Origin of the sequence: Nonomuraea sp. NPDC005983, from assembly GCF_040614375.1 — a bacterium.
In the GTDB taxonomy this organism is placed as follows: domain Bacteria; phylum Actinomycetota; class Actinomycetes; order Streptosporangiales; family Streptosporangiaceae; genus Nonomuraea.
This window is the reverse complement of the sequence record NZ_JBEXUP010000028.1, coordinates 1-23,328: the sequence shown is the minus strand read 5'-3', so window position 1 is coordinate 23,328 and position 23,328 is coordinate 1. Positions and strand designations below refer to the sequence as shown.

The 23,328-nt window shown below is 72.0% G+C and carries 23 protein-coding genes and 1 pseudogene; 12 read left to right on the top strand and 12 right to left on the bottom strand.

The window, feature by feature from the left end; translation table 11 throughout:
- Window positions 1–33 precede the first annotated feature (33 nt).
- Both ABZ297_RS15565 and ABZ297_RS15560 read right to left on the bottom strand, forming a co-directional pair.
- Entirely contained in the window at window positions 34–459 is a 426-nt protein-coding gene (locus ABZ297_RS15565; protein WP_355345430.1) for an ATP-binding protein, read from the bottom strand.
- A 148-nt stretch (window positions 460–607) separates the two neighbouring features.
- Window positions 608–2,656: a spermidine synthase gene (locus ABZ297_RS15560; RefSeq protein WP_355345427.1), complete on the bottom strand. Its 2,049-nt coding sequence runs from the start codon at window positions 2,654–2,656 to the stop codon at window positions 608–610.
- Window positions 2,657–2,839: 183 nt separating this feature from the next.
- Between ABZ297_RS15560 and ABZ297_RS15555 the strand changes: the two genes are divergently transcribed.
- Together ABZ297_RS15555 and ABZ297_RS15550 are read left to right on the top strand one after the other, a co-directional pair.
- A complete protein-coding gene (locus ABZ297_RS15555) occupies window positions 2,840–4,198 on the top strand; it encodes a S8 family serine peptidase (protein WP_355345424.1) in 1,359 nt (452 codons plus the stop codon).
- A gap of 38 nt (window positions 4,199–4,236) precedes the next feature.
- Window positions 4,237–4,461 (top strand): hypothetical protein, encoded by a 225-nt coding sequence (locus ABZ297_RS15550; protein WP_355345421.1) that lies wholly within the window; start codon window positions 4,237–4,239, stop codon window positions 4,459–4,461.
- Between the two features lie 152 nt (window positions 4,462–4,613).
- Here the strand turns inward: ABZ297_RS15550 and ABZ297_RS15545 are convergent, their stop codons facing one another.
- The 5 genes and pseudogenes from ABZ297_RS15545 to ABZ297_RS15525 all read right to left on the bottom strand — a co-directional run bounded on the left by ABZ297_RS15545 (window position 4,614) and on the right by ABZ297_RS15525 (window position 9,016).
- Entirely contained in the window at window positions 4,614–6,293 is a 1,680-nt protein-coding gene (locus ABZ297_RS15545) for an ABC-F family ATP-binding cassette domain-containing protein (protein ID WP_355345418.1), read from the bottom strand.
- A gap of 168 nt (window positions 6,294–6,461) precedes the next feature.
- Entirely contained in the window at window positions 6,462–6,680 is a 219-nt protein-coding gene (locus tag ABZ297_RS15540; protein ID WP_355345582.1) for an alpha/beta hydrolase, read from the bottom strand.
- A gap of 283 nt (window positions 6,681–6,963) precedes the next feature.
- A pseudogene (locus ABZ297_RS15535) lies at window positions 6,964–7,368 on the bottom strand (alpha/beta fold hydrolase); the annotation flags it as partial.
- Window positions 7,369–7,553: 185 nt separating this feature from the next.
- Window positions 7,554–8,279: an ABC transporter permease gene (locus ABZ297_RS15530; RefSeq protein ID WP_355345415.1), complete on the bottom strand. Its 726-nt coding sequence runs from the start codon at window positions 8,277–8,279 to the stop codon at window positions 7,554–7,556.
- Window positions 8,276–9,016 carry an ATP-binding cassette domain-containing protein gene (locus ABZ297_RS15525; RefSeq protein ID WP_355345412.1) on the bottom strand — a complete coding sequence of 247 codons (741 nt, stop codon included), beginning with the start codon at window positions 9,014–9,016 and terminating at the stop codon, window positions 8,276–8,278. The genes ABZ297_RS15530 and ABZ297_RS15525 overlap by 4 nt, the downstream gene beginning before the upstream one ends.
- Window positions 9,017–9,083: 67 nt before the next feature.
- Here ABZ297_RS15525 and ABZ297_RS15520 point away from each other — a divergent pair, with 67 nt between their 5' ends.
- Window positions 9,084–9,803, top strand: a complete 720-nt coding sequence (locus ABZ297_RS15520; RefSeq protein ID WP_355345409.1) for a TetR/AcrR family transcriptional regulator — start codon at window positions 9,084–9,086, stop codon at window positions 9,801–9,803.
- Here the strand turns inward: ABZ297_RS15520 and ABZ297_RS15515 are convergent.
- A complete protein-coding gene (locus tag ABZ297_RS15515; RefSeq protein WP_355345407.1) occupies window positions 9,717–10,037 on the bottom strand; it encodes a DUF4190 domain-containing protein in 321 nt (106 codons plus the stop codon). The two genes, ABZ297_RS15520 and ABZ297_RS15515, sit on opposite strands and share 87 nt — an antisense overlap.
- Before the next feature lie 87 nt (window positions 10,038–10,124).
- Between ABZ297_RS15515 and ABZ297_RS15510 the strand changes: the two genes are divergently transcribed.
- Window positions 10,125–10,592 carry a nitroreductase family deazaflavin-dependent oxidoreductase gene (locus tag ABZ297_RS15510; protein WP_355345404.1) on the top strand — a complete coding sequence of 156 codons (468 nt, stop codon included), beginning with the start codon at window positions 10,125–10,127 and terminating at the stop codon, window positions 10,590–10,592.
- Window positions 10,593–10,646: 54 nt separating this feature from the next.
- Window positions 10,647–11,429 (top strand): ion transporter, encoded by a 783-nt coding sequence (locus tag ABZ297_RS15505; RefSeq protein WP_355345401.1) that lies wholly within the window; start codon window positions 10,647–10,649, stop codon window positions 11,427–11,429.
- Here ABZ297_RS15505 and ABZ297_RS15500 read toward each other — a convergent pair.
- Window positions 11,419–11,916, bottom strand: a complete 498-nt coding sequence (locus ABZ297_RS15500) for a low temperature requirement protein A (protein ID WP_355345398.1) — start codon at window positions 11,914–11,916, stop codon at window positions 11,419–11,421. The genes ABZ297_RS15505 and ABZ297_RS15500 overlap by 11 nt on opposite strands.
- A gap of 31 nt (window positions 11,917–11,947) precedes the next feature.
- Window positions 11,948–12,562, bottom strand: coding sequence for a 30S ribosomal protein S4 (rpsD, locus tag ABZ297_RS15495; protein ID WP_355345395.1), 615 nt, complete (start codon window positions 12,560–12,562; stop codon window positions 11,948–11,950).
- Window positions 12,563–12,639: 77 nt separating this feature from the next.
- On the opposite strand from rpsD, the gene ABZ297_RS15490 reads away from it, so the two are divergent.
- Together ABZ297_RS15490 and ABZ297_RS15485 are read left to right on the top strand one after the other, a co-directional pair.
- Window positions 12,640–13,341 (top strand): DUF2470 domain-containing protein, encoded by a 702-nt coding sequence (locus ABZ297_RS15490; protein WP_355345392.1) that lies wholly within the window; start codon window positions 12,640–12,642, stop codon window positions 13,339–13,341.
- A gap of 161 nt (window positions 13,342–13,502) precedes the next feature.
- On the top strand, window positions 13,503–14,021 hold the full coding sequence (locus tag ABZ297_RS15485; RefSeq protein ID WP_355345389.1) for a hypothetical protein: 519 nt from the start codon (window positions 13,503–13,505) through the stop codon (window positions 14,019–14,021).
- On the opposite strand, the gene ABZ297_RS15480 is transcribed toward ABZ297_RS15485, so the two are convergent.
- Together ABZ297_RS15480 and ABZ297_RS15475 are read right to left on the bottom strand one after the other, a co-directional pair.
- The gene (locus ABZ297_RS15480; protein WP_355345386.1) at window positions 14,014–15,585 is read right to left on the bottom strand and encodes an OmpA family protein; all 1,572 of its coding nucleotides are present in this window, start codon (window positions 15,583–15,585) and stop codon (window positions 14,014–14,016) included. The genes ABZ297_RS15485 and ABZ297_RS15480 overlap by 8 nt on opposite strands.
- A gap of 33 nt (window positions 15,586–15,618) precedes the next feature.
- Window positions 15,619–16,803 carry an ROK family transcriptional regulator gene (locus tag ABZ297_RS15475; protein ID WP_355345383.1) on the bottom strand — a complete coding sequence of 395 codons (1,185 nt, stop codon included), beginning with the start codon at window positions 16,801–16,803 and terminating at the stop codon, window positions 15,619–15,621.
- A gap of 112 nt (window positions 16,804–16,915) precedes the next feature.
- On the opposite strand from ABZ297_RS15475, the gene zwf reads away from it, so the two are divergent.
- From zwf to ABZ297_RS15450, 5 genes are all read left to right on the top strand, one after another.
- A complete protein-coding gene (gene zwf / locus ABZ297_RS15470; protein WP_355345579.1) occupies window positions 16,916–18,454 on the top strand; it encodes a glucose-6-phosphate dehydrogenase in 1,539 nt (512 codons plus the stop codon).
- Window positions 18,455–18,512: 58 nt separating this feature from the next.
- On the top strand, window positions 18,513–20,459 hold the full coding sequence (edd, locus tag ABZ297_RS15465) for a phosphogluconate dehydratase (protein ID WP_355345380.1): 1,947 nt from the start codon (window positions 18,513–18,515) through the stop codon (window positions 20,457–20,459).
- Between the two features lie 7 nt (window positions 20,460–20,466).
- Window positions 20,467–21,459: a glucokinase gene (gene glk / locus ABZ297_RS15460; protein WP_355345377.1), complete on the top strand. Its 993-nt coding sequence runs from the start codon at window positions 20,467–20,469 to the stop codon at window positions 21,457–21,459.
- Between the two features lie 153 nt (window positions 21,460–21,612).
- A complete protein-coding gene (gene eda, locus ABZ297_RS15455; RefSeq protein ID WP_355345374.1) occupies window positions 21,613–22,224 on the top strand; it encodes a bifunctional 4-hydroxy-2-oxoglutarate aldolase/2-dehydro-3-deoxy-phosphogluconate aldolase in 612 nt (203 codons plus the stop codon).
- 96 nt (window positions 22,225–22,320) lie between these two features.
- On the top strand, window positions 22,321–23,121 hold the full coding sequence (locus tag ABZ297_RS15450) for an IclR family transcriptional regulator (RefSeq protein ID WP_355345371.1): 801 nt from the start codon (window positions 22,321–22,323) through the stop codon (window positions 23,119–23,121).
- The last annotated feature ends 207 nt before the right edge of the window (window positions 23,122–23,328 follow it).

Sequence of the window (23,328 nt, the reverse complement as noted above, 5' to 3'; positions counted from 1 at the left end):
ACCGGAGGATCACCACGCCGTCCGGTCAGCCCTTCAGCGGGGAAGGGCGAACCAGGTCGCCTTGCCCGTCAGGTCGGGCCGGGTGACGTAGCGCTGCGGGTGGCAGCCGTGGAAGCCGTCCGACAGGGCGGCGACGATGCGCAGGCCGCGCCCGCGTTCCGCGTCGTCGTCGGCCGTCCTGGGGACGGGCAGCAGGGCGCCGCTGTCGACGACGACGCACACGATGTCGTCGTCGTCGGACTGGAGCAGCAGTTCGTAGGGCGCCTCCCCGTACAGGAAGGCGTTGGTCACCAGTTCGCTGACCATGAGCACGGCGTCGTCGACGAGGTCGGGACGTAACCCCAGCTCGTTCAGAGCCGTACGGATGATCTTCCTGGCGTGGCCGATGGCCTGCGGGTCGCCGTCGAGCGCCCACGCCTGCTGCCTGCGGCTTCGTGGTACCGATCGGAGCACGGTCATGGCTTCTCCTTCCCCGGGCGAAAGGGGGTTGGTGGAAGAAGAGGAAGCGGTGCGTCCAAACATGTACGGAGAGAAGGGCCCGCACGGTTGAACGTCGCGCCCGATTGGTCAGGGGATCATCCCCATCACGACAGGGCGACGACGCCCGTCAGCCGGTCACGCCGGGCACGCCGCCCTTCCTGGGCAGCAGGGCGAGGGCGCCCAGGTACAGGAGGGCCGCGACGATGAGCAGGCCCTTGTAGCCGATCACCAGCGCGAGGTACTCCAGGCAACCGCCCACCATCGCGCCCAGGAGGTTGGCGCCGAAGGAGGTGGTCGCGTCGGCCGTGTCGGAGAAGCGCTTGGCGAACACCACGTTCGCCGCGAAGATCGGCAGGAAGGCGACCGTGACCGCCGCCACGGCGCGCAACGGCAGCGGCAGCGACAGCAGCCACGAGTTGGGCACCAGCCACGCCAGGAGCAGGCCAGCCAGCAGGACGCCGTACATGACCGGCAGCGGCGGGGTGCGGAAGCGGCGGGTCACCTCGACGGCGGCCAGCACGGCCACCAGGACCCCGGCGAAGACGATCGCGTTGACCACCCAGGTGGTGCCGAACAGCAGCGCGAAGCCCGTCACGCTCTTCGTCTCCAGCAGCATGAACGCCACGCCGAGCAGGAACAGGTCGGCGTAGGGGCGCATGCGGCGGTACGGGCCCGCCACGGCGCGGACGGCGATCAGGCTGACGGCGAGGATCAGGCCGAGGGTGATGAGGTAGATCGGCGGGATCGCCCCGTCCTTGAGGTAGAGGAAGGGGCGGTCGTCGCCGGTGGGAGGCGGGGTGGAGGCGGAGGCGCCCGGCCACTCCGCGGCGCAGCGCTGCGCCGCCGGGGTCGCGCCCGCGGTGATCACGGCCTGCTGGCCGGCGGTGCTGACCACGTCCACGCACGGCTTGTGGCCGAAGGCGCTCTGCATGGTGGAGGCGAGCCGGTCCACCAGCCAGCTCTCGCGGTAGTAGTTGTACATCGAGAACGTGCCGGCGGGCTTGAGGTGGGCGCGGGCCGCCCGCATCGCCTCCTCGGTGAACAGGTAGCTCTCCAGGCGCAGCGAGCTGGCGCCCGAGACGAGCGTGAGCGAGTCGGGCAGGGCGAACAGGATCAGGTCGTACGTGTGGTCGCTGCGTTCCAGGAAGGCGCGGCCGTCGGTGACGTGGGTGGTCACGCGCGGGTCGGCGTAGGGCTTGTCGGGGTGCAGCGAGCCGCCGAGTTCGCGCAGCTTGGGGTCGATCTCGACGGCGTCGACGTGCTCGGCGCCCTTGGACAGGGCGATCGCCACGTCGGTGCCGCTGCCCGCGCCCACGATCAGCACGTCCTTGGGCGGCGTGGTGGCCCGCTCGTAGGGCAGGCCGTACTGGCGCTCCCACTGCAGCCGCGCGGCGGCGGGGACGGCCTGCTGATGCGGGATGCCGTTCACCGAGATGTCGGTCACCGGCACCCCGAGCTGCTGGAACTGCTTGTACGTCACCTTGTAGTACGGCGACCAGAGCGCGCCGGGGGTCAGCGACTCGGCCAGCAGCAGCGTGACGACCGCCACGGAGGGGACGGTCACCAGCCCCAGGTAGACGACCTTCGGCCGGGGCACGAGCAGCACGCCGTACGCGACGGCCGCGATGACCCCCCAGAAGACGGGCGGCGCGCTCAGGAAGGACAGCGCGGTGAAGACGGCGATGCCGGTGAGGCTGCCGATCAGGTCGTACCGGTACGCCTCCAGCCGCGGCAGCTCGGGAAAGCACCGCCCGACGAGCTCGGCGGGGCCCATGAGCACCAGCGCCGCCGCGCAGAAGATCACTGGCAGGATCAGCCAGGCGGGCGGCCCACTGGTCTGGAGGCTGGTCCAGTACAGAACGCCCTCGGTGTTCCTGTCGACGGTCACCGGAAACGTCAGAACGACGATCACCAGCATGAACAGGACGATGGGCGAGTAATAGGGCTGCCGCCGGGCACGGCCCACCCGCAGGAATCCCAGCCCGATTCCCAGAAAGGAGCCCAGGAGCACGAAATTGGTGAAATAGCTGAGATGCACGATGTTCGACCCGGTCCACCGGATCAGCGCCAGCTCGAGGAAGAGCATGAAAGCGCTGGCGAGGATGAGTCTCGGCCGCACCGCCAGCCAGTGGCCGTCGGTGCCGCCGTCAACCGGCTTTCGCGCCTGGAGCGTCATGACGCCTCACCGTAGTGAACGGAGCGAGGACAAGGAAGCCTGACGGCCGAGAAGAATTGTCACCCGCTTCGCGCTTTTTACGGTATTCCAGCAGGTCAAAACCCCAGAGATACGCTGGACGCGCCGCACCGGATGGAGCAATGTTTGGGACGTTCGATTCTCTCCGTCATTCGGTGGTGCCTCATGCGGGTCCTGATCCAGCTCCGCCCCTCTCCCGATCTGGTCGCGGCCGTGGCCGACCCCGGCCGCACCGCCACCGTGGCGGACGTCGCCGACGGTCTGCCCGGAGTCGAGCTCGACCCCGCCTTCGTCCCGGTGGCCGTCCCGCGGCCCGTGCCGGCGGCCGGCGGCGACCCGCTCTCGCTCAACCAGGCGCTCGACTTCTCGCTGGCCGCCGAGGACGCCTCGGTGCTGGTGCGCGGCACGATCTCCGACGACGAGCTGTCCACCAGGGTGGCGTTGCTGCCCTCGCTCCGTCCCGACGTCGTGGGCGTGTTCGCCGACCCGGTGGTGCGCCCCTCGCTCACCTGCGGCGGCGATCCCCCGGTCGGCGACTGGCACGACGTGGAGCGGCTGCTCGACGTGGCGGCGCTGCACGCCGACGGGCTCGACGGCGCCGGCGTGGCGCTGGCCGTGCTCGACACCGGGATCAACGCCGCGCACGTCGCCAGGCAGCTCGGCAGAAGCGTCACGCTCGACGCCGAGCTGAGCTGGAACCCGCCGGGCGTCGAGGGGCGGCCGGGCGAGTTCGCCGTGGACCACGGCACGATGTGCGCGTTCGACACGCTGATCGGCGCGCCGCAGGCGTCGCTCATCGACATCCCGGTGCTGCGCTCCACCCGTCCCGGCGGGACGGTCCTCGACGGGCTGCTGTCGGACGCGGTCGCCGCGTTCGCGCACCTGCGCACGGTGCTGGAGGCGCAACCCGCCGAGTCGAGGGCGCTCGTGGTGAGCAATTCGTGGGGCTCGTTCTCCCCCGAGTGGGACTTTCCCCCCGGGCATCCGGGCAACTACTCCGACAACGCGGCGCACCCGTTCAACCTGATCGTCGCCGGCCTCGAGAAGGCGGGCGCCGACCTGCTGTTCGCGGCGGGCAACTGCGGGCGCGACTGCCCTGACGGCCGGTGCGCCTACCCCGACCGGCCCATCGTGGGCGCCAACTCCCACCCCCGCGTGCTGTCGATCGGCGGCGTGGACGTCAACGGCGAGCGCGTGGGCTACTCCTCCCAGGGCCCGGGACGGCTGACCGCCCGCAAGCCGGACATCTGCGCCTACACGCACTTCTCGGGTTCGAAGGCGTTCGGCGACAAGGAGCCCGACTCCGGGACGTCGGCGGCGACGCCGGTGGCGGCCGGGTTCGTCGCCGCGCTGCGCACCCGGTGGCCGTCCTCGAGGCTGTCGCCCTCCCAGCTCAGGACGCTGCTGCGGCGCACCGCGCAGGACCGTGGCGGCGTGGGCTTCGACTACGACTACGGCTACGGCGTCGTCGATCCGGCCGGGATCCTCGCCGCGCTCCAGCGCAGGGTGAGCGTCGCGGCCTGACGCGGACCCGGCGTTCGGCGGGGGCGTACGGTGGGAGCATGGCGCTCATCACCGTACGCCTGCCGCACGGCGCGACGCTCGCCGACGCCGTCGAGCGGCTCGGCCTGGAGGAGCAGGACGTCGACACCGCCTACGGGCTGGTGGCGATCGACCCCGACGAGGGCCTGTACGCGCTGCGCGTCACCGGTGAGTCGGCCGGGCGCGCCGGTCAGCCGTACGCCGATCCGAAGATCGAGCCGTTCGGCCCGCCTAGTACCGCCTAGTACTCCAGCCGCACTTATCGGAGAATCCCAGGGCCGGGAGAGTCCGCGGGCCGAAGCCGTCGGGGCCGGGCCCACCGGGGGCGGGCGCGCCCGGCTCACCACCGCGACGGGGCGCTGTCGTCAAGGGAGCGACGCCGGGCGACCGTGACCCGTCATGCTGGCAGGCCCGCGTCCAGTTCCAGGCGGGAGCCGGTGAACGCGGCCCGCAGGCGCCGATCGTGGGTCACGACCACCAGCGCGCCCCGGTAGCGGGCCAGCGCCTCTTCCAGTTGCTCCACGAGCATCGGCGACAGGTGGTTGGTCGGCTCGTCGAGCAGCAGCAGGTCCACGGGCTCGCTCACCAGCCGCGCCAGCTCGATCCGGCGCCGCTGCCCGTAGGAGAGCTCCCCCAGGCGCAACCCCAGGTCGGACGGCTGGAACAGCCCCAAGGCGAGCAACGCGTCCGCGTGCTCGTCCAGGGTCCCTGGACGCCCGTGCGCGTAGGCCCCCAGCACGGTCCGGCCCGCCGACCCGGCCGCCCCGTCCCGCCAGAGGCTCGCGGCCTGGCCGGCCCCTTGCCCGTCGCCGCGGTCCACCTCGTCCTGCCGGAAGAACCCGACCCGGCCGGCCTGTCGTACCTGGCCGGTGTCCGGCGGCAGCTCCCCTGCGAGCAGGCGCATCAGCGTGGTCTTGCCCGCTCCGTTCGGGCCGGTGACCAGCAACCGCTCACCGGCGCGGATGGCCAGGGAGTCGATGCGGAGCCGGCCCGCGACCACCACCCCGTCGAGCGCGGCCACCTCGGCGGTGCCGGCTTGCGTGGTGGAGAGGGCTGCGGTGAAGCGCAGCGGCTCGGGCGGCGGCGGCGCCGGGTGGTCGGTGAGCCACCGCAGCCGCTGCTGGGACTGCCGGATCCGCCCGGCGGCCCCGTGCGCGCGCGAACGCGCTCGCCAGGCACCGGTACCCATGCCCGCTTTGGCCACCTTGCGCGGTATTGCGGTCAGGCGGCCCGCGTTGGCCGCCACCAGCGTGGCGTGCCGGTCCACCTCGGTCTTCCACTCCTGGTGGGCCCGCGCCAGTGCGGCGTGTTCGGCGGCCTTGGCCGCGAGGTACCCGGCGTACCCGTCGCCGTAGCGGCGCACCTGCCCGTCGGCCACCTCCAGGATGGCGGTGGTCACCCGTTCCAGGAACACCCGGTCATGCGTGATCGCCACGACGGTGCCGCGGTGGGCGCGCAGGCGGCGCTCCAGCCAGGCCACGGCCTGGTCGTCCAGGTCGTTGGTCGGCTCGTCGAGCAGCAGCAGCTCGGGAGCCGAGGCCAGCGTGGCGGCCAGGGCGAGCCTGGAGCGTTCGCCACCCGACAGCGTGCCCAGCGGGCGGCCGCGCTCCAGCCCGGGCAGCCCGAGTCCGTGCAGCGCCACGTCCACGCGGGCGTCGGCCTCGTAGCCGCCCCGCGCCTCGAACTCCGCCACCAGCCCTGTGTAGGCGTCCAGCCCCGCGCGATCCGGTGTGCCCGTCTCGCCGAGCGACTGTTCGGCCGCCCGTATCCGGGCCTCAAGCCCCCGCAGGTCGGCCAGCGCCAGGTCGACGGCGTCGGACACCGTGGCGTGCGGCGGCAGCTCAAGCGACTGCGGCAGGTATCCGATACCTCCGGGCGCGACGACCACGAGCTCGCCGTTCTCCGGCCGCTCGGCGTCCGCCATGAGCCTGAGCAACGTGGACTTGCCCGATCCGTTGTCGCCGATCACGCCGATCCGCTCGCCGGGTTTGACGGTGAGCGACACCCGGTCCAGGACGACTCGGGTGCCGAAACGCTTGGTGATCTCGGTGAGTGTCAGTTGGGCAGCAGTACGCAAAGGCCCACCTCCTCTTGTTCGGCGTGAACTACGAAAGCCTGCTCCATGGCCCGCGCGACGCAGCCCGGGCCGGTCGAGCGGGACAGGTGCCTCCTGGTGTCGGCTGGAGGCGAAGCCGGCTCGGTGAACGCCCAGGCCCCACCCGGCGGCCCGGACAGTTCTCCGGTGTCAGGGCCGGCGACCGGTGTGGGTGGTGATCGTCGCCGCGAGGGACGGCACGATCGCGCGGGGCAGTGCGTGGCCGAGACCGGGCACCGTGACGAGGGTGGCGCTGGGGATGGCGCGCGCCAGCCGGGCGGCGTGCGGCGGCGGGGTGATGGGGTCCTCCGGCGCGTCGATCACCAGGGTGGGCACCGAGACGTTCGCGAGTTCGGCCCCGCGCTCCATGCCCGACTGGTCGGCCAGGGCATGGGCGGCCGGGGCTGCGCCAGGTACCGCTGTGGGCGGCGACCCGGCGTTCAAGATCGGCGAACTCCTCGTCGTCGAAGGGCAGGACGTCGCCGTTGAGCACCCTCCAGTGCTCGACGCGCCACCGCAGCTCCGCCTCCGGGCCGCGCTCCTGCCCGAGCTCCGCCCACAGAGCGAGCGGCCGGGGGTCGGGCCCGGGCAGGTCGTCGTCGGCGATGCGGGGGTCGGGGGCCGCTCCGCCGATCAGCGCGGAGCCGAGGATCGTGGCGCTCATCAGCCGGTCCGCGTGGTCGAGGAGGAGCAGCTGGACCAGGGTGCCGCCCAGCGACATGCCGACCACGTGAGCGCGTTCGATCCGCAGCGCGTCGAGGACCGCGATCGCGTCGTCGGCCAGCGCCCGGATCGGGTAGGGCCGCTCGTGGAAGGCATGGGTGGAGCGTCCGGTGTCACGGTGGTCGTAGCGGATGACGAAGTGGTCACGGGACAGCAGCTCGACCAGCTCGTCGGGCCAGCCCAGCCCGCTCGCGTTGGCCCCCATCACCAGCAGCAGGGCGGGTCGCCCCGGATCGCCGGCCGTCTCCACCCAGAGCCGATAGCCGTCCGCGACCTCGACGAAGGTCTCGGTGTGGCGAGGTCCACCGGTCTGCAGGTCTGTCACTCGGGCCATGACTCACTCCTCACGGGTTGGGTTCGGAGTGACAATAGCACGAAACGAAACGGACCGTCTCGTCTCGTCTCATGCCCGATGCTTTTGCTCCCTCAGCAACACCTCCGACCTGGCCTTCTACCTCTGCCGCCCGGCAAGCTCACCCGAGAATCTTCAGTCAGGATGACCCGCTTAACACCAGCGTCCTAGGCGTTCTCCCGGCTGAACACCCGCGTCCCGATCGTCAGGCTGACCGCGGCGAAGACCACGGTCACCGCTGCTCCTACCGCGACCGTGCCGGTGAGGTAGCGCCCGGCGAACAGCTCGCGCAGCGCCTCCAGGACGTACCTGAACGGGCTGATGCGGGAGAGGGCGTCCAGCCAGGGCGGGGCCATCGACATCGGCAGGAACGAGCCAGACAGCAGCACCAGCGGGATCACCACGGTGGACATCACGGGCGCGAACAGGTTCTCGTTCAGCGTGAGCGCGATGGCGTACGACAGCGCCGCCAGGCTCGCCCCGAGCACGATCACCAGCACGAACCCCGCCAGCACGCCCGCGAGCGGCGCCCGCAGCCCGAACGCGTAGCCGACGGCCAGGAGCAGCACGGTCTGGATGACCAGCGTGACCACGTTGTTCAGTACCCGTCCGAGCAGCAGCGCCAGGCGGCTGGCCGGGGTGACCCGCAGCCGTTCCAGGACGCCGAAGCGCCGCTCCATGACGATGCCGAACCCGGCCAGGCCGGTGCTCATCAGCCCGAGCTGGATGATCAGGCCGGGCACCAGCGTCTCCCAGGTGCCGATCGTGGCGAAGATCGGCCCGAACAGCACGAGGAAGAGCAGCGGCTGGACGGCACCGAAGACGATGCCGACCTTCTGCCGCAGCGTGATGTCCAGGTTTTGGCGGAACAGCAGCCAGGTGTCACGGGTCACGCCGCCGCCTCCTCGCGCAGGGACCGGCCGGTGATGTCCAGGAAGACGTCGTCGAGCGTGCGCCCGCCGGACTTGAGCTCGGCGGGGGCGCCCTCGGCGACGATGCGGCCGTGGTCGATGATCAGGAGGCGGTCGCACAGGGCGTCGGCCTCGTCGAGATAGTGGGTGGTCAGGAAGACCGTCACGCCGCGGACGGAGCGCAGGGCGCGGATGTGCTCCCACAGGTTCGCGCGGCTCTGCGGGTCGAGGCCGGTGGTGGGCTCGTCCAGGAAGAGCAGCGCGGGGCGGTGCACCATGCCGAACGCGACGTCGAAGCGCCGGCGCTGCCCGCCTGACAGCGCTCCTCCCGGACGCTCCTCCAGGCCCTCCAGTTCGAGCTGGGCGAGGACTTCGCGGACGCGCGTCCGGGCGTCCTCGCGGCGCATGCCGTACAGCCTGGCGTGCAGCTCCAGCTCGACCGCGACCGGGTTCATCAGGTTGATGCCGCCGCCCTGCGACACGTAGCCGATACGCCTGCGCACCCCGCGCGGGTCGGCGAGCAGGTCGTGGCCGGCCACGGTGGCGGTGCCCGAGGTGGGGCGGAGCAGCGTGGTCAGCATCCGCATCGTGGTGGTCTTGCCCGCGCCGTTCGGGCCGAGGAATCCGACGATCTCGCCGGCTTCCACCGAGAGGTCCACGCCTCTGACGGCCTCGACGCCGCCTTTGAAGGTCTTGCTCAGACCTGTGGTCTTAATCATTTTCATCGCCTCCAAATTTAGAGTAGATGAAAGTTTGCTGTCACTGCAATATTGGTACCATGAGGACGTGGAAGAGGGACTGCGGGAGCGGAAGAAGCGCGAGACCAGACAGCGCATCGCCGACATCGCGATGGGGCTGTTCATGACGCGCGGGTTCGACAACGTCACGGTGGCGGAGGTGGCGCGGGCCGCCGACGTGTCCGTGAACACCGTCTTCAACTACTTCGGCACGAAAGAGGACCTGTTCGTCGACCGGCAGGATCTGGCGGTCGACCTGCCGAAGCAGGTGCTGCAGGGGCGAGAGCCCGGCGAGAGCGCGGTGCGGGCGTTCCGGCGCGACTTCCTCGACGCGCTCGACGACCGCCACTGGCGCTACGGCTTCAACGAGGGCAGCGACCTGTTCGCGAAGATGGTGGCCGAGAGCCCCACGTTGATCGCGCGGATGCGCGAGATGCACGTCGAACGCGAGCAGGCGCTGGCCGAGGCGCTGGCCGAGGAGGCCGACGCCGACCCCGACGACCTCGCCCCGCACGTGGTCGCCACGTTCATCCTGAACACGACCCGGGTGATGACCGCCTACGCGGTGCGCAGGAAGCTCGCCGGAGAGTCGTGGGACGAGATCGCGCCCGACATCAGGGCCCAGGCCGAACGGGCCTTCGACCTGCTGGAGTCGGGCATCGGCGGCTACTGCGCGCGGCCGCTAGCTGTTGACGATGCCGTTCAGGATGCTGGCCCCTCCGGCGAAGAGGAAGAACAGCGCGTAGAGGCCGCACCCGAAGATCATTAGGCAGGTGCTGACGATGCCGCAGATGCGTCCGGCCTGGATCATGCCGCGGTTCTCGTAGACGTACCCGCTGCCGTCGATCTCACGGAGCGCCTTGTTGCCCATGGACCACGCGAAGGGCCCGAGGATCGCGCAGACGACCAGGCTCAGGATGCCGAGCACCAGGATCGTGGTGCCGTTGGGGTGCGTCTGGGGCGGCGGGCCGTAGTAGGACGGGCCGTAGTTCGGATACGACATGGCTTGCGCTGACCCCCGTCATCGATATTTAGGCAGGTTTTATACCACAGGCTCGGCAAAGATCACAGGTGACCTTACAATCCGGACATGCTGAAGGCCTTCTTCCAGTGGCTGGCGGCGACCGACTGGTTCATGCGCGCAGGGCCCAGGATCGTGCCCAGGCTGGACCGCGCCCTGCACCGGCTGACCGGCGGACGGCTGATCGGCGCCAGCGGGCTCGTCCCCGCGCTCGTCCTCACCACCACGGGCGCGCGCTCGGGCCTGCCGCGCACCACCCCGCTCGCCTGCCTGCCGGAGCCCGGCGGCAGCCTGCTGGTCGTCGGCAGCAACTTCGGCCTGCCCGGCCACCCCGCCTGGACCGGCAACCTCCTCAAGACCCCGGCCGCGACGGTCAGCTTCCGGGGCCGCGAGTTCCCCGTCGTCGCCACCCTCCTGACGGGCGAGCGGCGCGCGGCGGCCTGGCCCGGCCTGATCGAGCTGTGGCCGGTCTACGACCGCTACACCGAGAAGTCCGGACGGGAGCTGCGGGTCTTCCGCCTCACTCCGACCACCTGATCGTTTACGCCAAAATGGCAGGGCATACCATCCGTTCCCAAGGAGCCCATCCCCGTGCGTGAACGCACCCGCGCCTTCATCGGACACCGGCGTTTCCAGCAGTTCATCATCGCCCTCATCCTGGTCAACGCGGCCACGCTCGGCCTGGAGACCATCCCGGCCGTCGTCCGGCCCTTCGGCCACCTGCTCACCCTGGTCGACCACGCGGCGCTCTACGTCTTCGTGGCGGAGCTGCTGGCGAAGATCTACGTCGAGCGCACCCGGTTCGTCCGCGACCCCTGGAACCTCTTCGACACCGTGATCGTCGCGATCGCGCTGGCCCCGATGGCGGGCGGCCTGTCCGTGCTGCGCTCGCTGCGGATCCTGCGCGCGCTGCGCCTGCTGTCGGTCGTGCCCAGCTTGCGCCGGGTCGTGTCGGCCCTGCTGCGCGCCATGCCCGGGATGAGCTCGATCGTGCTGCTGCTCTCCCTGGTGCTGTACGTGGCCGCCGTGATGGCCACCAAGATGTACGGCGAAGCCACACCCGACCGGTTCGGCAGCCTGCCGACCTCGCTGTTCACGCTCTACCAGACCATGACAGGCGACGACTGGGGCAACATCGCCCGGGAGGTGATGACCCAGCACCCATCGGCCTGGATCTTCTTCACCATCTTCATCCTGGTGTGCACGTTCGTCGTGCTGAACCTGTTCATGGCGGTCGTGGTGAGCGCGATGGACGAGGAGTCGGCCGAGGAGCGGGCCGCGATGGAGGACACGTCCATGCAGCTCATCCTGAAGGAGCTGGGCGAGCTCCGCCGCGAGGTGGCCGAGCTCCGCAAGCAGGAGGTCATGGACTAGCGGGCGCGTCTCCCGGATCAGGCCGTGGCGGGCACCAGTCCGGCCACGGCGCCGATCGCCGGCGGCACGACGACCTACGGCAGCGCCCGGCCACCGTCGCCGTGATGCCCGCCGCCATCGCGAAGTGCGCGGGGAGGGCGACGCGCGGCCTGAGCCCCCGCTCGTGGACCTCGGGGACGGCGCTCAGCCCGTACCGCAGGGTGAGCCACCACAGCGAGACGATCAGCCCGAGCGGCCAGTCCCAGTCGCGGCCCGAGGACGCCAGCACGACCTGCATGACGGCCTCGCCGAGCACGATGATGACGAACAGCCCCAGCCGCTCGCCCAGGTGGGCCGGGTCGAGCACGGCGGCCTTGGGAGTGCCGATCTCGTGCGCCGGCCGCCCCAGGAGCCCCCTGCGCAGATCGCGGGCGCGCATCCGGTCGGCCTGCGCCTGCAGCTGGGCGATCAGGTGTTCGGGGCGGCGGCTCTGGATGACGGGAGCCAACTCGCGTGGCGCTCACCCGCTTCAGTCATGGCTAACGAGAATAGAACTCCACGACGAGCTGCTCGTCCACAGGGATGGTGATCTGGTCGCGTTCGGGCATGGCGGTCAGGGTGAAGCGCAGATCGGCGTGGTCGACGGCGAGATAGGGCGCGATCCGCTCGTCGGCGTGCACGCCCTCGGCGGCGGCGACGAACGGCTGCATCCGGCGCGAGCGCTCGCGCACCGAGACGACCTGGCCCGGCTTGACCAGGTAGCTGGGGATGTCCACCTTGCGGCCGTCCACGGCGATGTGGCCGTGGCTGACGTACTGCCTGGCCGCGTAGATCGACGGCGCCAGTCCGGAGCGCAGCACGAGCGAGGCCAGGCGGGTCTCCAGCAGCGTGACCAGCTCGGCGCCCGAGGCGCCGGGTTTGCGGACGGCCAGGTCCCAGTAGCGGCGCAGCTGCCGCTCCGACACGTCGTAGTACCAGCGCAGCTTCTGCTTCTCCAGCAGGCGCAGCCCGTAGTCGCCGGTGGTGCGGCGGTTGGTCTTGCGGCCGTGCTCGCCCGGCGGGTAGGGGCGCTGCTCGAAGTAGCGGACGGCTTTCCTGGTCAGCGGCACGCCCGCGCGACGCGACAGTCGCACCTTGGGACCGGTGTAGCGCACGTTCACCTCGTTGTGATTAGGTAATCCTTACTTAGGTAAGGCTAACCTATTCCTCGCGGCGTTCTCAAGGAGGCCTCATGCTGCCCATCCCCGAGCGGGTGCGGACCCTCGCAGCGGTCGCGAGCGTCGCGCGGCTGTCGGTCGACGGCGCTCCCTGCCCCGCGCGCGGCGGTGTGGACGAGCGCGGCCGTCCCGTGCTGCTGGTGCGGCCCGGCGAGGCGCTGCACGGGCTGCGCGAGGACGCCGTCGTCAGCGTCGACCTGACGGTCATGCGGCTGCTGGGGCAGGTGGAGCATCCGCGCGGGCTGGTCGAGGTGCAGGGCTGGGCGCAGGCCGTCCCGGCCGGGGAGGCGCGGGCGGCGGCGGTGGCGGTCGCCGCGAGCAGCGCCGACGAGGGGTTGTTCGACGCGCTGGAGCGGTACGGCCGGCGGGACGCGCCCCGGCTGCTGCGGCTGGACGTCGGGCAGGTGATCTACCTGACGGGGCAGGAGTCGGGGGTGCTGGACGCCGACGACTACCTGGACGCGTCGCCCGACCCGCTGACCGAGACGGCGGAGCGGGCACTGGCGCACGTGAACGAGGCGCACCGGATCCAGCTCGCTGCCGGGGTGGCCCGGCAGCTCGGGGAGCCGGCGGCGGAGGTGTGGCTGTGGGAGCTGGACCGGTGCGGCGCGACCGTACGCGTGGACGGCACCCTGGTGCGCTTCCCCTGGCCGGCCCCGGCCCGTTCGGCGCTCTGCCTGGAGACGGCCCTGCGCGGCCTCCTGTGCGCCTGCTGACCCCATGACCGCTCTCGGAGCCTCCGACCGGCGCGCGGCCCGTACGCGAAGCTGCGCCCGACCGGCCCGACCGGTCCGACCGCCGAGCAGGGCGTGCCTGTCGCCGTGCGCGTGGGGCGTTCGCGGACTGGGCGCTCTTGATCACTACTATCATCTGGCGTGTGACTGAGACGGTGCGCAGGCGCGTTCTGATGATCGCCGGTGTGCTGGCCGGCACCGTCATGCTGGCGCTGGCCGCCGCCCTGATGGGCGGCGTGTCCACCGGGAGGTCCCTGTCTCCGCTGCCGCTGCCCTCCAGCGAGACGGTCGCCGATCGTCACGCCAGGCCGGCGGCGATCGCGTCCGTTCCCGCCCGGTCGCGCATCCCGGCCGGCCGCGAGGCCCACACCCAGGCCCCCTCCCCCGCCCGGCACGCCGAGCCGGTGACCGGCCGCCCGTCCCGCACCGCGTCGCCGACTCCGGAACGCACACCCGGCCCGTCGGCCATCCCTGGCGCGACCCCGGACACGACTCCACGCGTCGCCCCCGAGCCCGGCACGCCGCCGGGTCGCGCGACCCCGCGGCTGCGCGCCCCCGACACCCCGATCCAGGTCCTGTCGCCCACAAACCCGGCCTACCCCCGCCCCCACAAGACCAGGCACCGCGCCCGGACCTCAGCGGGGGCGGCGATCGTCAGGTGATCGGGGCCTGGAGCTGCGGGAAGTCGCTGATCTTCACCGTCAGGGCGGTGGGCGCCGACGGGAGTTCGAAGAGCGTGTAGAACTCCCGCGACTGGCCGGGGGCGAACTTCTCCGTGCCGAGGCGGACACCCGCCACCCCTGTGCAGGCGCAGTAGGCGTCCGTGCCGTCGCCGGTCGCCACCTGGACGCGGCCCGGCAGATACTGGCGGCGGGCCACCGGGTCCGTGAGCCGGACGTTGCTCGCGGCGATGTACTTGTACGACATCCACTCCGTCGAGTTGCTCAGCCGGTGGTGCCAGGTCTCCTTGCCGCCCTTGTTGGTGATGCGGTAGGTGAGGACCCCCAGCCCGTCAGGGAGCCTGCGCAGCCCGGTGACCTCGAGCGAGAACGGCTGGCCCGCCACTTCGGCCGTCGCCGTCGTCGCGGCGGGGGCGGGCGTGGCGGGGGAGGCGAGGACGTCGGTGTTGGCGGTGGGCCGCCCGGCTCCCTGCTGGGGCTTCGCGAACGTCACCGTCACCCGCCGGTTGCGGCGGCGGCCCTCCTCGTCGTCGTTGCCGTACAGCGGGCGGCGCGAGCCGTACCCCTGGGCGGTGAAGCGGACGCCGCTCCTGGTGACCAGCGGGGCGAGCGCCCGGCGCACCGCCTCCGCGCGGCGGCGCGACAGCGGGTCGTTGATGGCGTCGGTGCCGGACGAGTCGGCGTGCCCGGCGATGGCGACCGTGGGGCCGGTGGAGCTGTTGATGAGGGTGGCCGCGCGGGCCAGGATCGTCTCGGCCTTCGCCGTCAGCTTCGCCTCGTTGAGCGCGAACAGCACGTCGGACGAGAGGTTGACCTCGAGGTTCCTGCCGTCGTCCGTGGTCTCCTCGGACTTGTCGAGCGATTCGGACGGCGTGCTGACCACGTGCGCGACCGTGCTGACCCCCGACAGGTCGGGCATCGGCGTGGGCGGCGGCTCGTCGCTGATGGGCACGTTCACCATGGGCGGGGTGGCGGGGGTGACGACCGTGGTCACGTCCGGGTCACCGGAGGGGGCGGGCACCACGGCGTGCACCTCGATCGACTGGCCGGGGTCGATGAAGTACCGGAGCCCGTCCCCTTCCTGGTCGGTGCAGACGCACTCACCGTCCGCCGTCTTGTACGGCATCAGCCACCGCCGGGCCGCCGTGTCGAGCACGCCGATGCCGGACGTCCACCGGAACGAGCCGTCCTTGCCGTACTCGTCCTGCAGGGAGGCGGACCAGGGCGTCTTCTCCTGGCCGAGGTTGGTCAGCCGGAGCCGCACGAGCAGGTGCTTGCCCTCGACCCGGTTCAGCCCGACGAGGTCGACCTTCAGGGTGGGGGTGTCGGTGTTCAGCACGCTGGCCAGCACGGGGCCGCTGTCGGCGCTCGGCGACGGAGACGCGGAACCGCCTGGCGAGGCGGCGGCGGACGGCGAGACGGTGGCCGACGGCGCGACTGAGGGCGTGGCTGACGGCTCGGGTCCCGCCACTCGGGGTGTGTCCACCAGCCCGCAGCCGGTGAGCGTGACGGCGAGACAGGCCAGTGCCAGGAGTGATGTCCGCATTCGGGTCATTCTGTCAGCCCGGAATACCAAAGATCACCTTATTGAGCGGTTTGTCATGCTCTCGTCGACAGTGTCCGGTGACAAAACGTGGTCCAGGACCATCACCGCGCAGCCGCTGATGCCCGCCCCCGCGCCCAGCCTGCTCGGCTCGATCCGGAGCCGCCTGGTGGCCAGCGCGGTGGAGCGGCGGTAGACGACCTCTCGGATGCTCGACACCAGCGGCCCGAACGCCTCCGCCACGTCGCCTCCCAGCACCACCACCGAAGGGTTGAGGATGTTCACCGCCCCGGCCAGCACCTCGCCGATCCGGCGCCCGGCCTCCCGCACCGTGGCCATCGTCTGCGCGTCGCCCGCGCGCACCAGCGCGGTCACGTCCGGGATGCTCTTGACGTCCTTGCCGAGCGCGCGCAGGTCGCGCAGCAGCGCGGTGCCGCTGGCCACGGAGTCGACGCAGTCGATGTTGCCGCAGCGGCACAGGATGCCGCCTCCGTCGCGGACCGGGATATGGCCGATCTCCCCCGCCGCGCCGAGCGCCCCGCGCAGGATCTCGCCGCCCGCGATGACACCTGCGCCGATGCGGGTCGAGATCTTGACGAACATCAGGTCGCCCAGGTCGGGGTAGGCGCCGCGATGCTCGCCGATGGCCAGCACGTTCACGTCGTTGTCGACGAGCACCGGGACGGGGAAGCGCTCATGGAGGATCGGCGGGATCACCACGCCGGTCCAGGAGGCCATCACCCTGGCGCTCTCGGTGCGCCCCTCGGCGAACTCCACGGTCGCGGGCATGCCCATGCCCACGCCTTTGACCTGGTCGCGCGGCCGGTCGCCGAGCAGCTCGTCCCAGGTGTCCATGAGCAGCGGCAGCACCACGTCCGGGCCCTGCTCGACGTCGATGGCGAAGTCGCGTCCGTCCAGCTCGCGGCCCGCGAGGTCGCAGAGCGCCACCCTGGTGCGGCTGGCGCCGAGCGCGGCCACCAGCACGACCCCTCCGGCGGCGTTGAACTCCAGCCGCACGGGGGGCCGTCCGCCGGTCGACGGCGCGTCGGCGCGCTCCACGACCAGGCCGCGCTCCAGCAGCTCGCCGACGCGGAGCTGCACCGCGGGGCGGGACAGACCGGTGACCCGGCCGAGGTCCGCCCGCGTCACGGCCTCACCCGTGCGGATGAGGCGGAGCACCTCGCCACTGCTGGCGAGGGTCGCGGCGGTACGTCGAGGCATCGGACAAGTGAACCACACGGGGTTAGGTAATGAAAAGTCGTGACTTTTTTATCTTAAATACCAAAACTCCGGTTGTGCGCGACCTAAACTCTGGCTAGTGTCCGTTCTGTCCATGCTTGGTAGATCATCGGAGCTCCCCGCCGTGTCCCCCTCCTCGACGTCCCCCTTCTCGACCCCTCCCGCCGCGTACACCGCCGACCTCGTGGTCTTCGGCGGCACCGGCGACCTGTCCATGCGCAAACTGATCCCGGCGCTGTACCACAGCGACAGGGACGGCCGCCTGTCTCCCGAGACGCGGATCATCGCCATGTCCAGGGGCGGGCTGACCGACGCCGACTTCCGCGGCAAGGTGGACGCCGAGGTACGCGACCAGGTCCCGGTGGAGGACCCGGCCATGTGGCAGCGCTTCCTGGGCCGCCTGCACCACGTGTCCGTGGACGTCGGCGAGACCGGCACGGACCACGCCGGTTGGAGCGCGCTGACCAAGCTGCTGGCCGGGCACGAGCAGCGCGACCGGGTGTTCTACCTGGCGAGCCCGCCGATGACGTTCGGCCCGTTCTGCCGGCAGCTCGACGAGGCCGGCCTGGTGACGCCGATGTCGCGGGTGGTGCTGGAGAAGCCGCTCGGCCGCGACCTGCCGAGCGCGCAGCGGATCAACGACGAGGTCGGCGCCATCTTCGACGAGCGCCAGATCTTCCGCATCGACCACTACCTGGGCAAGGAGACGGTGCAGAACCTGCTCGTGCTCCGCTTCGCCAACGCCTTCCTGGAGCCGATCTGGAACTCCCTCTGGATCGACCACGTCCAGATCACCGCCGCCGAGACGGTGGGCACGCCCGGCAGGCGCGGCTACTACGACCAGGCGGGCGCCCTGCGTGACATGGTGCAGAACCACCTGCTCCAGCTCCTGACGCTGACCGCGATGGAGCCGCCGGCCCGCAGCGACCAGGAGGCGATCCGCGACGAGAAGGTGAAGGTGCTGCAGGCGCTGCGCCCGATCGTGGGCACCGAGGCCGACCGGTTCACGGTGCGCGGCCAGTACACACGCGGCCAGGGGGAGGCCGACGGCATGCCCGGCTACCTCGACGAGCCCGCGTCCACGCCGCCCACGGACGCCTCGCGCCGGGTGGAGACGTTCACCGCGATCCGCGCCGAGATCAAGAACTGGCGCTGGGCGGGGGTGCCGTTCTACCTGCGCACCGGCAAGCGCCTGCCGAACCGCAGGTCGGAGATCGTGGTGCAGTTCAAGGACGTGCCGCACTCCATCTTCCCCGGCGGCGCGCCGAACCGGCTCGTCCTGCGCCTGCAGCCGGAGGAGGGCATCGAGCTGCACATCATGGCCAAGGAGCCCGGCGCGGGCGACGTGACGCTCAAGCCGGTCCCGCTGTCGCTCAGCTTCGGCAAGACGTTCACCGCGCGGGTTCCGGAGGCGTACGAGCGGCTGCTCACGGACGTCCTGGCGGGCAACCCGACCCTGTTCATGCGCCGCGACGAGGTGGAGGCCGCCTGGCGCTGGATCGACCCGATCCTGTCGGCCTGGGAGTCGTCCGCCGATCTGCCGGAGCCCTACCCCGCGGGGACGACCGGGCCCGCGGGCGCCCACGAACTGCTCGGCCGCAGCGGTCGTGCCTGGCACGAGGAGGAAGCGTGAGCGAGCGCGCCTTCGGACACAGCGACCTCGGGTTCATGGGCCCGAAGAAGGAGGGACCATGAACCCCGTCGTCCAGGAGATCACCGACAGGATCATCGAGCGCAGCCGCGCCAGCCGCGCCGTCTACCTGGAGCGGATCCGGCGCGAGGGCGAGGCCGCCCGCGCGAAGGGCCCGGCCCGCGCGCACCTGGGCTGCGCGAACCTGGCGCACGGTTTCGCCGCCGCCTCCGCCGAGGACAAGCCCGCCCTGCGGGGGACGGCCAAGCCGGGCGTGGCGATCGTGACCAGCTACAACGACATGCTCTCCGCCCACCAGCCGTACGAGACGTACCCCGCCGAGCTGAAGGCGGCCGTGCGCCGGGCGGGCGGCGTGGCGCAGGTGGCGGGCGGGGTCCCGGCGATGTGCGACGGGATCACGCAGGGGCGCCCCGGCATGGAGCTGTCGCTCTACAGCCGCGACGTGATCGCCATGGCGACCGCGATCGCGCTGTCGCATGACATGTTCGACGCGACGCTGCTGCTGGGCGTGTGCGACAAGATCGTGCCGGGGCTGCTGATCGGGGCGCTGCACTTCGGGCACCTGCCCGCGATCTTCGTCCCGGCGGGGCCGATGACGTCCGGGCTGCCGAACAAGGTGAAGGCGCGCACCCGCCAGCTCTTCGCCGAGGGCAAGGTCGGCAAGGACGAGCTGCTCGACGCCGAGGCGAAGTCCTACCACTCCCCCGGCACCTGCACCTTCTACGGCACCGCCAACTCCAACCAGGCGCTGATGGAGGTCATGGGCCTGCACCTGCCGGGCTCGACGTTCGTCAACCCGCACACCGAGCTGCGGCACGCGCTCACCGAGGCGGCCGGGCGCAGGGCCGTGGAGATCACCGCGCACGGCGGGGAGTACACGCCGGTCGGCGAGCTGGTGGACGAGAAGGCGATCGTGAACGCCTGCGTGGCGCTGCTGGCCACCGGCGGGTCCACCAACCACACGCTGCACCTGGTGGCCATGGCCGCCGCCGCCGGGATCGTGCTGACCTGGGACGACCTGGCCTGCCTGTCGAAGGCGGTGCCGTCGCTCACCCGGATCTACCCCAACGGCCAGGCGGACGTGAACCACTTCCGTGACGCGGGCGGCATGCAGGTGCTCATCGGCGACCTGCTCGACGAGGGCCTCCTGCACGCCGACGTGCTGACCGTGGCCGGGCGCGGGCTCGACCGCTACCGGTCCGCCCCCTCGCTCCAGGACGGCACGCTGGCCTGGGCCGAGGTGTCCGGCGGCAGCGCCGACCCGGACGTGCTGCGCCCGGTGAAGGAGCCGTTCGCGGCTGACGGCGGCATCCACATGGTCAGCGGCAACCTCGGCACGGCCGTGAGCAAGGTGTCGGCCGTCAAGCCCGAGCACCTGGTGATCGAGGCCCCGGCCAGGGTCTTCGACGACCAGCTCGACCTGCTGCGCGCGTTCGAGGCGGGCGACCTGGACGGACAGGACTTCGTGGCGGTCATCCGCTACCAGGGGCCGAGCGCGAACGGCATGCCCGAGCTGCACAAGCTCACGCCGCCGCTGGCCGTGCTGCTCGACCGGGGACAGCGGGTGGCGATCGTCACCGACGGGCGGATGTCGGGCGCGTCCGGCAAGGTGCCCGCGGCCATCCACCTGTCGCCGGAGGCGGCCGACGGCGGGCCCATCGCGCTGGTGCGCGAGGGCGACGTGATCAGGCTCGACTCCGCGGCGGGGAGCCTGGAGCTGCTGGTCCCGGCCGAGGAGCTGGCCCGCCGCTCGCCCGAGGGCCGTCCGCTGAGCGACGCCCAGTGGGTCGGCACGGGACGCGAGCTGTTCGCGACGTTCCGCCGGATGGCGGGGCACGCCGAGCAGGGCGCGGGCATCTTCGGCGTGAGCGGCGCCGAGTCGCCCGACCACGGCCCCGGCCTCGGGTTCGCCGCCGAGGCGGGCGCGTCGCACCTGGAGTCCGGCGCCCCGCGCCCGCGGCCTCGGCCCGCGGGAGTCCCTGGATGAGCGCTCCGTGCGCGGGAGCAGCGTGGTGAGCGCGTTCGCGTTTCCGTGGCTCGTCGCCGACATCGGCGGCACCAACGCCCGGTTCGGGCTGGTCACCTCGCCGGGGGCGCGGCCGTCGCACGTCGCGGTCCTGGCGGGGGCCGACCACCCGTCCCTCCCCGAAGCCGTAGCCGCCTACCTCGCGGAGCTCGCGGAGCACGCGGACGGAGTGCGGCCGGGGGCGGCCTGCCTGGCCGTGGCGGGGCCCGTCGAGGGCGAGCGTTACCGGCTGACCAACTCGGCCTGGGCGGGGTCGGTCCGGGAGCTGGACGTGCCGTTCGCGGCCCTGCTCAACGACTTCGAGGCGCTGGCCGTGTCGCTGCCGCACCTGGGTGGCGTCGACCTGCTGTCGCTCGGCGGCCCCGACCCCTCGTACGGGGTCAAGGCGGTGCTCGGGCCCGGCACGGGGCTCGGGGTGGGCGGGCTGGTGCCGTCCGGCGAGGGCTGGACGCCGATCCCGGGTGAGGGCGGGCACGTCACGGTGCCCGTCCAGGACGAGCGGGAGCTCGAGCTGGTCCGGGCGCTGCGGGCGCAGGGCCTCGGGCACGTGGTCGCCGAGCACGTGCTGTCGGGGCCCGGCCTGGCCCGGCTGCACCAGGCGCTGGCCGCGGTCAACGGCGTCAGCGCGCCTGTGCTGAGCTCGTCCGACATCGTGGCCCACGTCGACGACTCGCTGTGCGCGGAGACGGTCGAGGTGTTCTGCGGGATGCTCGGCAGCTTCGCCGGGAACGTCGCGCTCACTCTCGGCGCGCGCGGGGGCGTCTACCTGGGAGGCGGGGTGCTGCCCCGTATCGTGGACCGCGTGCGAGCGAGCGACTTCCGCGCCAGATTCACGGCCAATCCAGATATGTCCGGATACCTGGCGGCCATCGCGACCACGCTGATCGTCGCGCCGCAACCGGCGCTGACCGGCGCGGCCGCCTGGCTGGCGCAGCTCGCCGCCAGGGAACTGGTCGGGTGACACCGGCCGCACCGCTGCCGGACGCCGCGAGTGGTGTCCGGCGGACCACCGGACCGCTGGTGAGCACCGCGAACCGCGGCCCACGTACCGCCCACGTACCAGCGCACCGCTGCGGCGACATCGCCCGCAGCGGTCGATGAGGAGAGACCTTCCATGAGCCTGCTCGATCTCGCCCCCGTGATCCCCGTCGTGGTGATCGACGACGTGGAGACCGCCGTGCCGCTGGCGCGGGCGCTCGTCTCCGGCGGCCTGCCGGCCATCGAGGTGACGCTGCGGACCGCCGTCGCGACCGAGGCCATCCGCCGGATCGCGGACCAGGTGCCGGACGCCGTCATCGGCGCCGGAACCGTCCGGAACTCCCGCGACATCGCGGCATCGGTGGAGGCCGGGGCGAAGTTCCTGGTCTCGCCCGGCACGACCCAGGCCCTGATCGAGGCGCTGGACGCGAGCGGCGTCCCGTACCTGCCGGGCGCGGCGACCGCGTCCGAGGTGATGGCGCTGGCCGAGCGCGGCGTCAAGGAGCTGAAGTTCTTCCCCGCCGAGGCCGCGGGCGGCGTGCCGTACCTGAAGTCGCTGGCGGGGCCGCTGCCCGACGTCCGGTTCTGCCCGACCGGCGGCATCAAGCCCGCCACCGCGCCCGACTACCTGGCGCTGCCGAACGTCGGCTGCGTCGGCGGCACCTGGCTCACCCCGGCCGACGCGCTGGCCACCGGCGACTGGGCGCGCATCGAGAAGCTGGCCTCGGAGGCGGCCGCCCTGCGCTGACCGGGGTACCGGACGGCCCGCCTGGGTAGGTCAACGGCACCGAAACCGCAGCTCCGGGAAGCCCCTGCCGCTCCTCGGCAAGCGAAGGGGACCGTCATGCCGGGGTCAACAGCGCAGCAGGACCAGCCGTACGCGTCGCGCAGCGCCCAGCCGGGCAGCCTCGAACGGGGGCTCGACATCCTGTTCACGCTGAGCAGGGCCACCCGCCCGCTCAGCCTGGCGCAGCTGTCGAGGCGCACGGGGCTGCCGAAGTCCACGGCGCACCGGATCCTGGGCGTGCTCTGCTCGCGGACGCTGGCCAGGCGGGAGGGCACCGGCTACCTGCCGGGCGCGCTGCTGGCCGACCTGGCGGGCGCGGGCAGGGGCCGGATCCCCGGATCACGCAGGGCCGTCCTGCCGTACCTGCTGTACCTGTACGAGACCACCCGCCAGACGGTGAACCTGGTGGTGCCGTCGGGGCTGGAGGCGCAGTACGTCGAGCGGCTGTACGGGCACAACCGGATCGACTCGCTGTCCGACGGCGTCGACCGGGCGCCGCTGCACTGCACGGCGACGGGCAAGGCGCTGCTCGCCTACGACCCGTCGCTGCGGCGGTCGCTGGTGGAGCAGGGCGCGCCCGAGCGGATGACCCGCCGCACGATCACCAGCCTGGCGGCGCTGGACCGCGAACTGGCCCAGGTCCGCAGGTACGGCGTGGCGTACGCGCAGGAGGAGTACACCGAGGGCGTGTCCTGCGTGGCGGCGCCCGTCTTCGGGCCCGGCGGCCGGATCTGCATGGCGGTGGGGGTGGCGGGCCCGGCGTCCGTGGTGCCGCTGGCGCGGCTCGGCATCTCGGTGCGCGGCGCGGCCCAGGCCATCTCGGCGTCCCTCTGCCGCGGGGACGAGACGTTCCGATGACCGGAACGCCCGCCATCGGTTGACCGAAAGCGTTCCACTCGGCGAAACGCCGACTCCCCGGCCCCGGCCTCAGGGGCTCCCATCATGGGCATGACCACAACACCAGCCCGGACCGGCGCCCTCGACCGGCGGCACCGCGGCACCCCGGGCGAACGCGCCAGGGCGCGCCGGGCAAGATCCAGCCGCTCCTCGCGGAGAAATGGGACG

Coding starts and splice junctions, on each gene's coding strand:
- ABZ297_RS15555 (WP_355345424.1), top strand. CDS start 2,840: ATGCGGGTCCTGATCCAGCTCCGCCCCTCTCCCGATCTGGTCGCGGCC.
- ABZ297_RS15560 (WP_355345427.1), bottom strand. CDS start 2,656: ATGACGCTCCAGGCGCGAAAGCCGGTTGACGGCGGCACCGACGGCCAC.
- edd (WP_355345380.1), top strand. CDS start 18,513: ATGAACCCCGTCGTCCAGGAGATCACCGACAGGATCATCGAGCGCAGC.
- ABZ297_RS15515 (WP_355345407.1), bottom strand. CDS start 10,037: ATGTCGTATCCGAACTACGGCCCGTCCTACTACGGCCCGCCGCCCCAG.
- ABZ297_RS15510 (WP_355345404.1), top strand. CDS start 10,125: ATGCTGAAGGCCTTCTTCCAGTGGCTGGCGGCGACCGACTGGTTCATG.
- ABZ297_RS15475 (WP_355345383.1), bottom strand. CDS start 16,803: ATGCCTCGACGTACCGCCGCGACCCTCGCCAGCAGTGGCGAGGTGCTC.
- zwf (WP_355345579.1), top strand. CDS start 16,916: ATGCTTGGTAGATCATCGGAGCTCCCCGCCGTGTCCCCCTCCTCGACG.
- ABZ297_RS15565 (WP_355345430.1), bottom strand. CDS start 459: ATGACCGTGCTCCGATCGGTACCACGAAGCCGCAGGCAGCAGGCGTGG.
- ABZ297_RS15525 (WP_355345412.1), bottom strand. CDS start 9,016: ATGATTAAGACCACAGGTCTGAGCAAGACCTTCAAAGGCGGCGTCGAG.
- ABZ297_RS15480 (WP_355345386.1), bottom strand. CDS start 15,585: ATGCGGACATCACTCCTGGCACTGGCCTGTCTCGCCGTCACGCTCACC.
- eda (WP_355345374.1), top strand. CDS start 21,613: ATGAGCCTGCTCGATCTCGCCCCCGTGATCCCCGTCGTGGTGATCGAC.
- ABZ297_RS15550 (WP_355345421.1), top strand. CDS start 4,237: ATGGCGCTCATCACCGTACGCCTGCCGCACGGCGCGACGCTCGCCGAC.
- ABZ297_RS15490 (WP_355345392.1), top strand. CDS start 12,640: ATGCTGCCCATCCCCGAGCGGGTGCGGACCCTCGCAGCGGTCGCGAGC.
- ABZ297_RS15540 (WP_355345582.1), bottom strand. CDS start 6,680: ATGGAGCGCGGGGCCGAACTCGCGAACGTCTCGGTGCCCACCCTGGTG.
- ABZ297_RS15450 (WP_355345371.1), top strand. CDS start 22,321: ATGCCGGGGTCAACAGCGCAGCAGGACCAGCCGTACGCGTCGCGCAGC.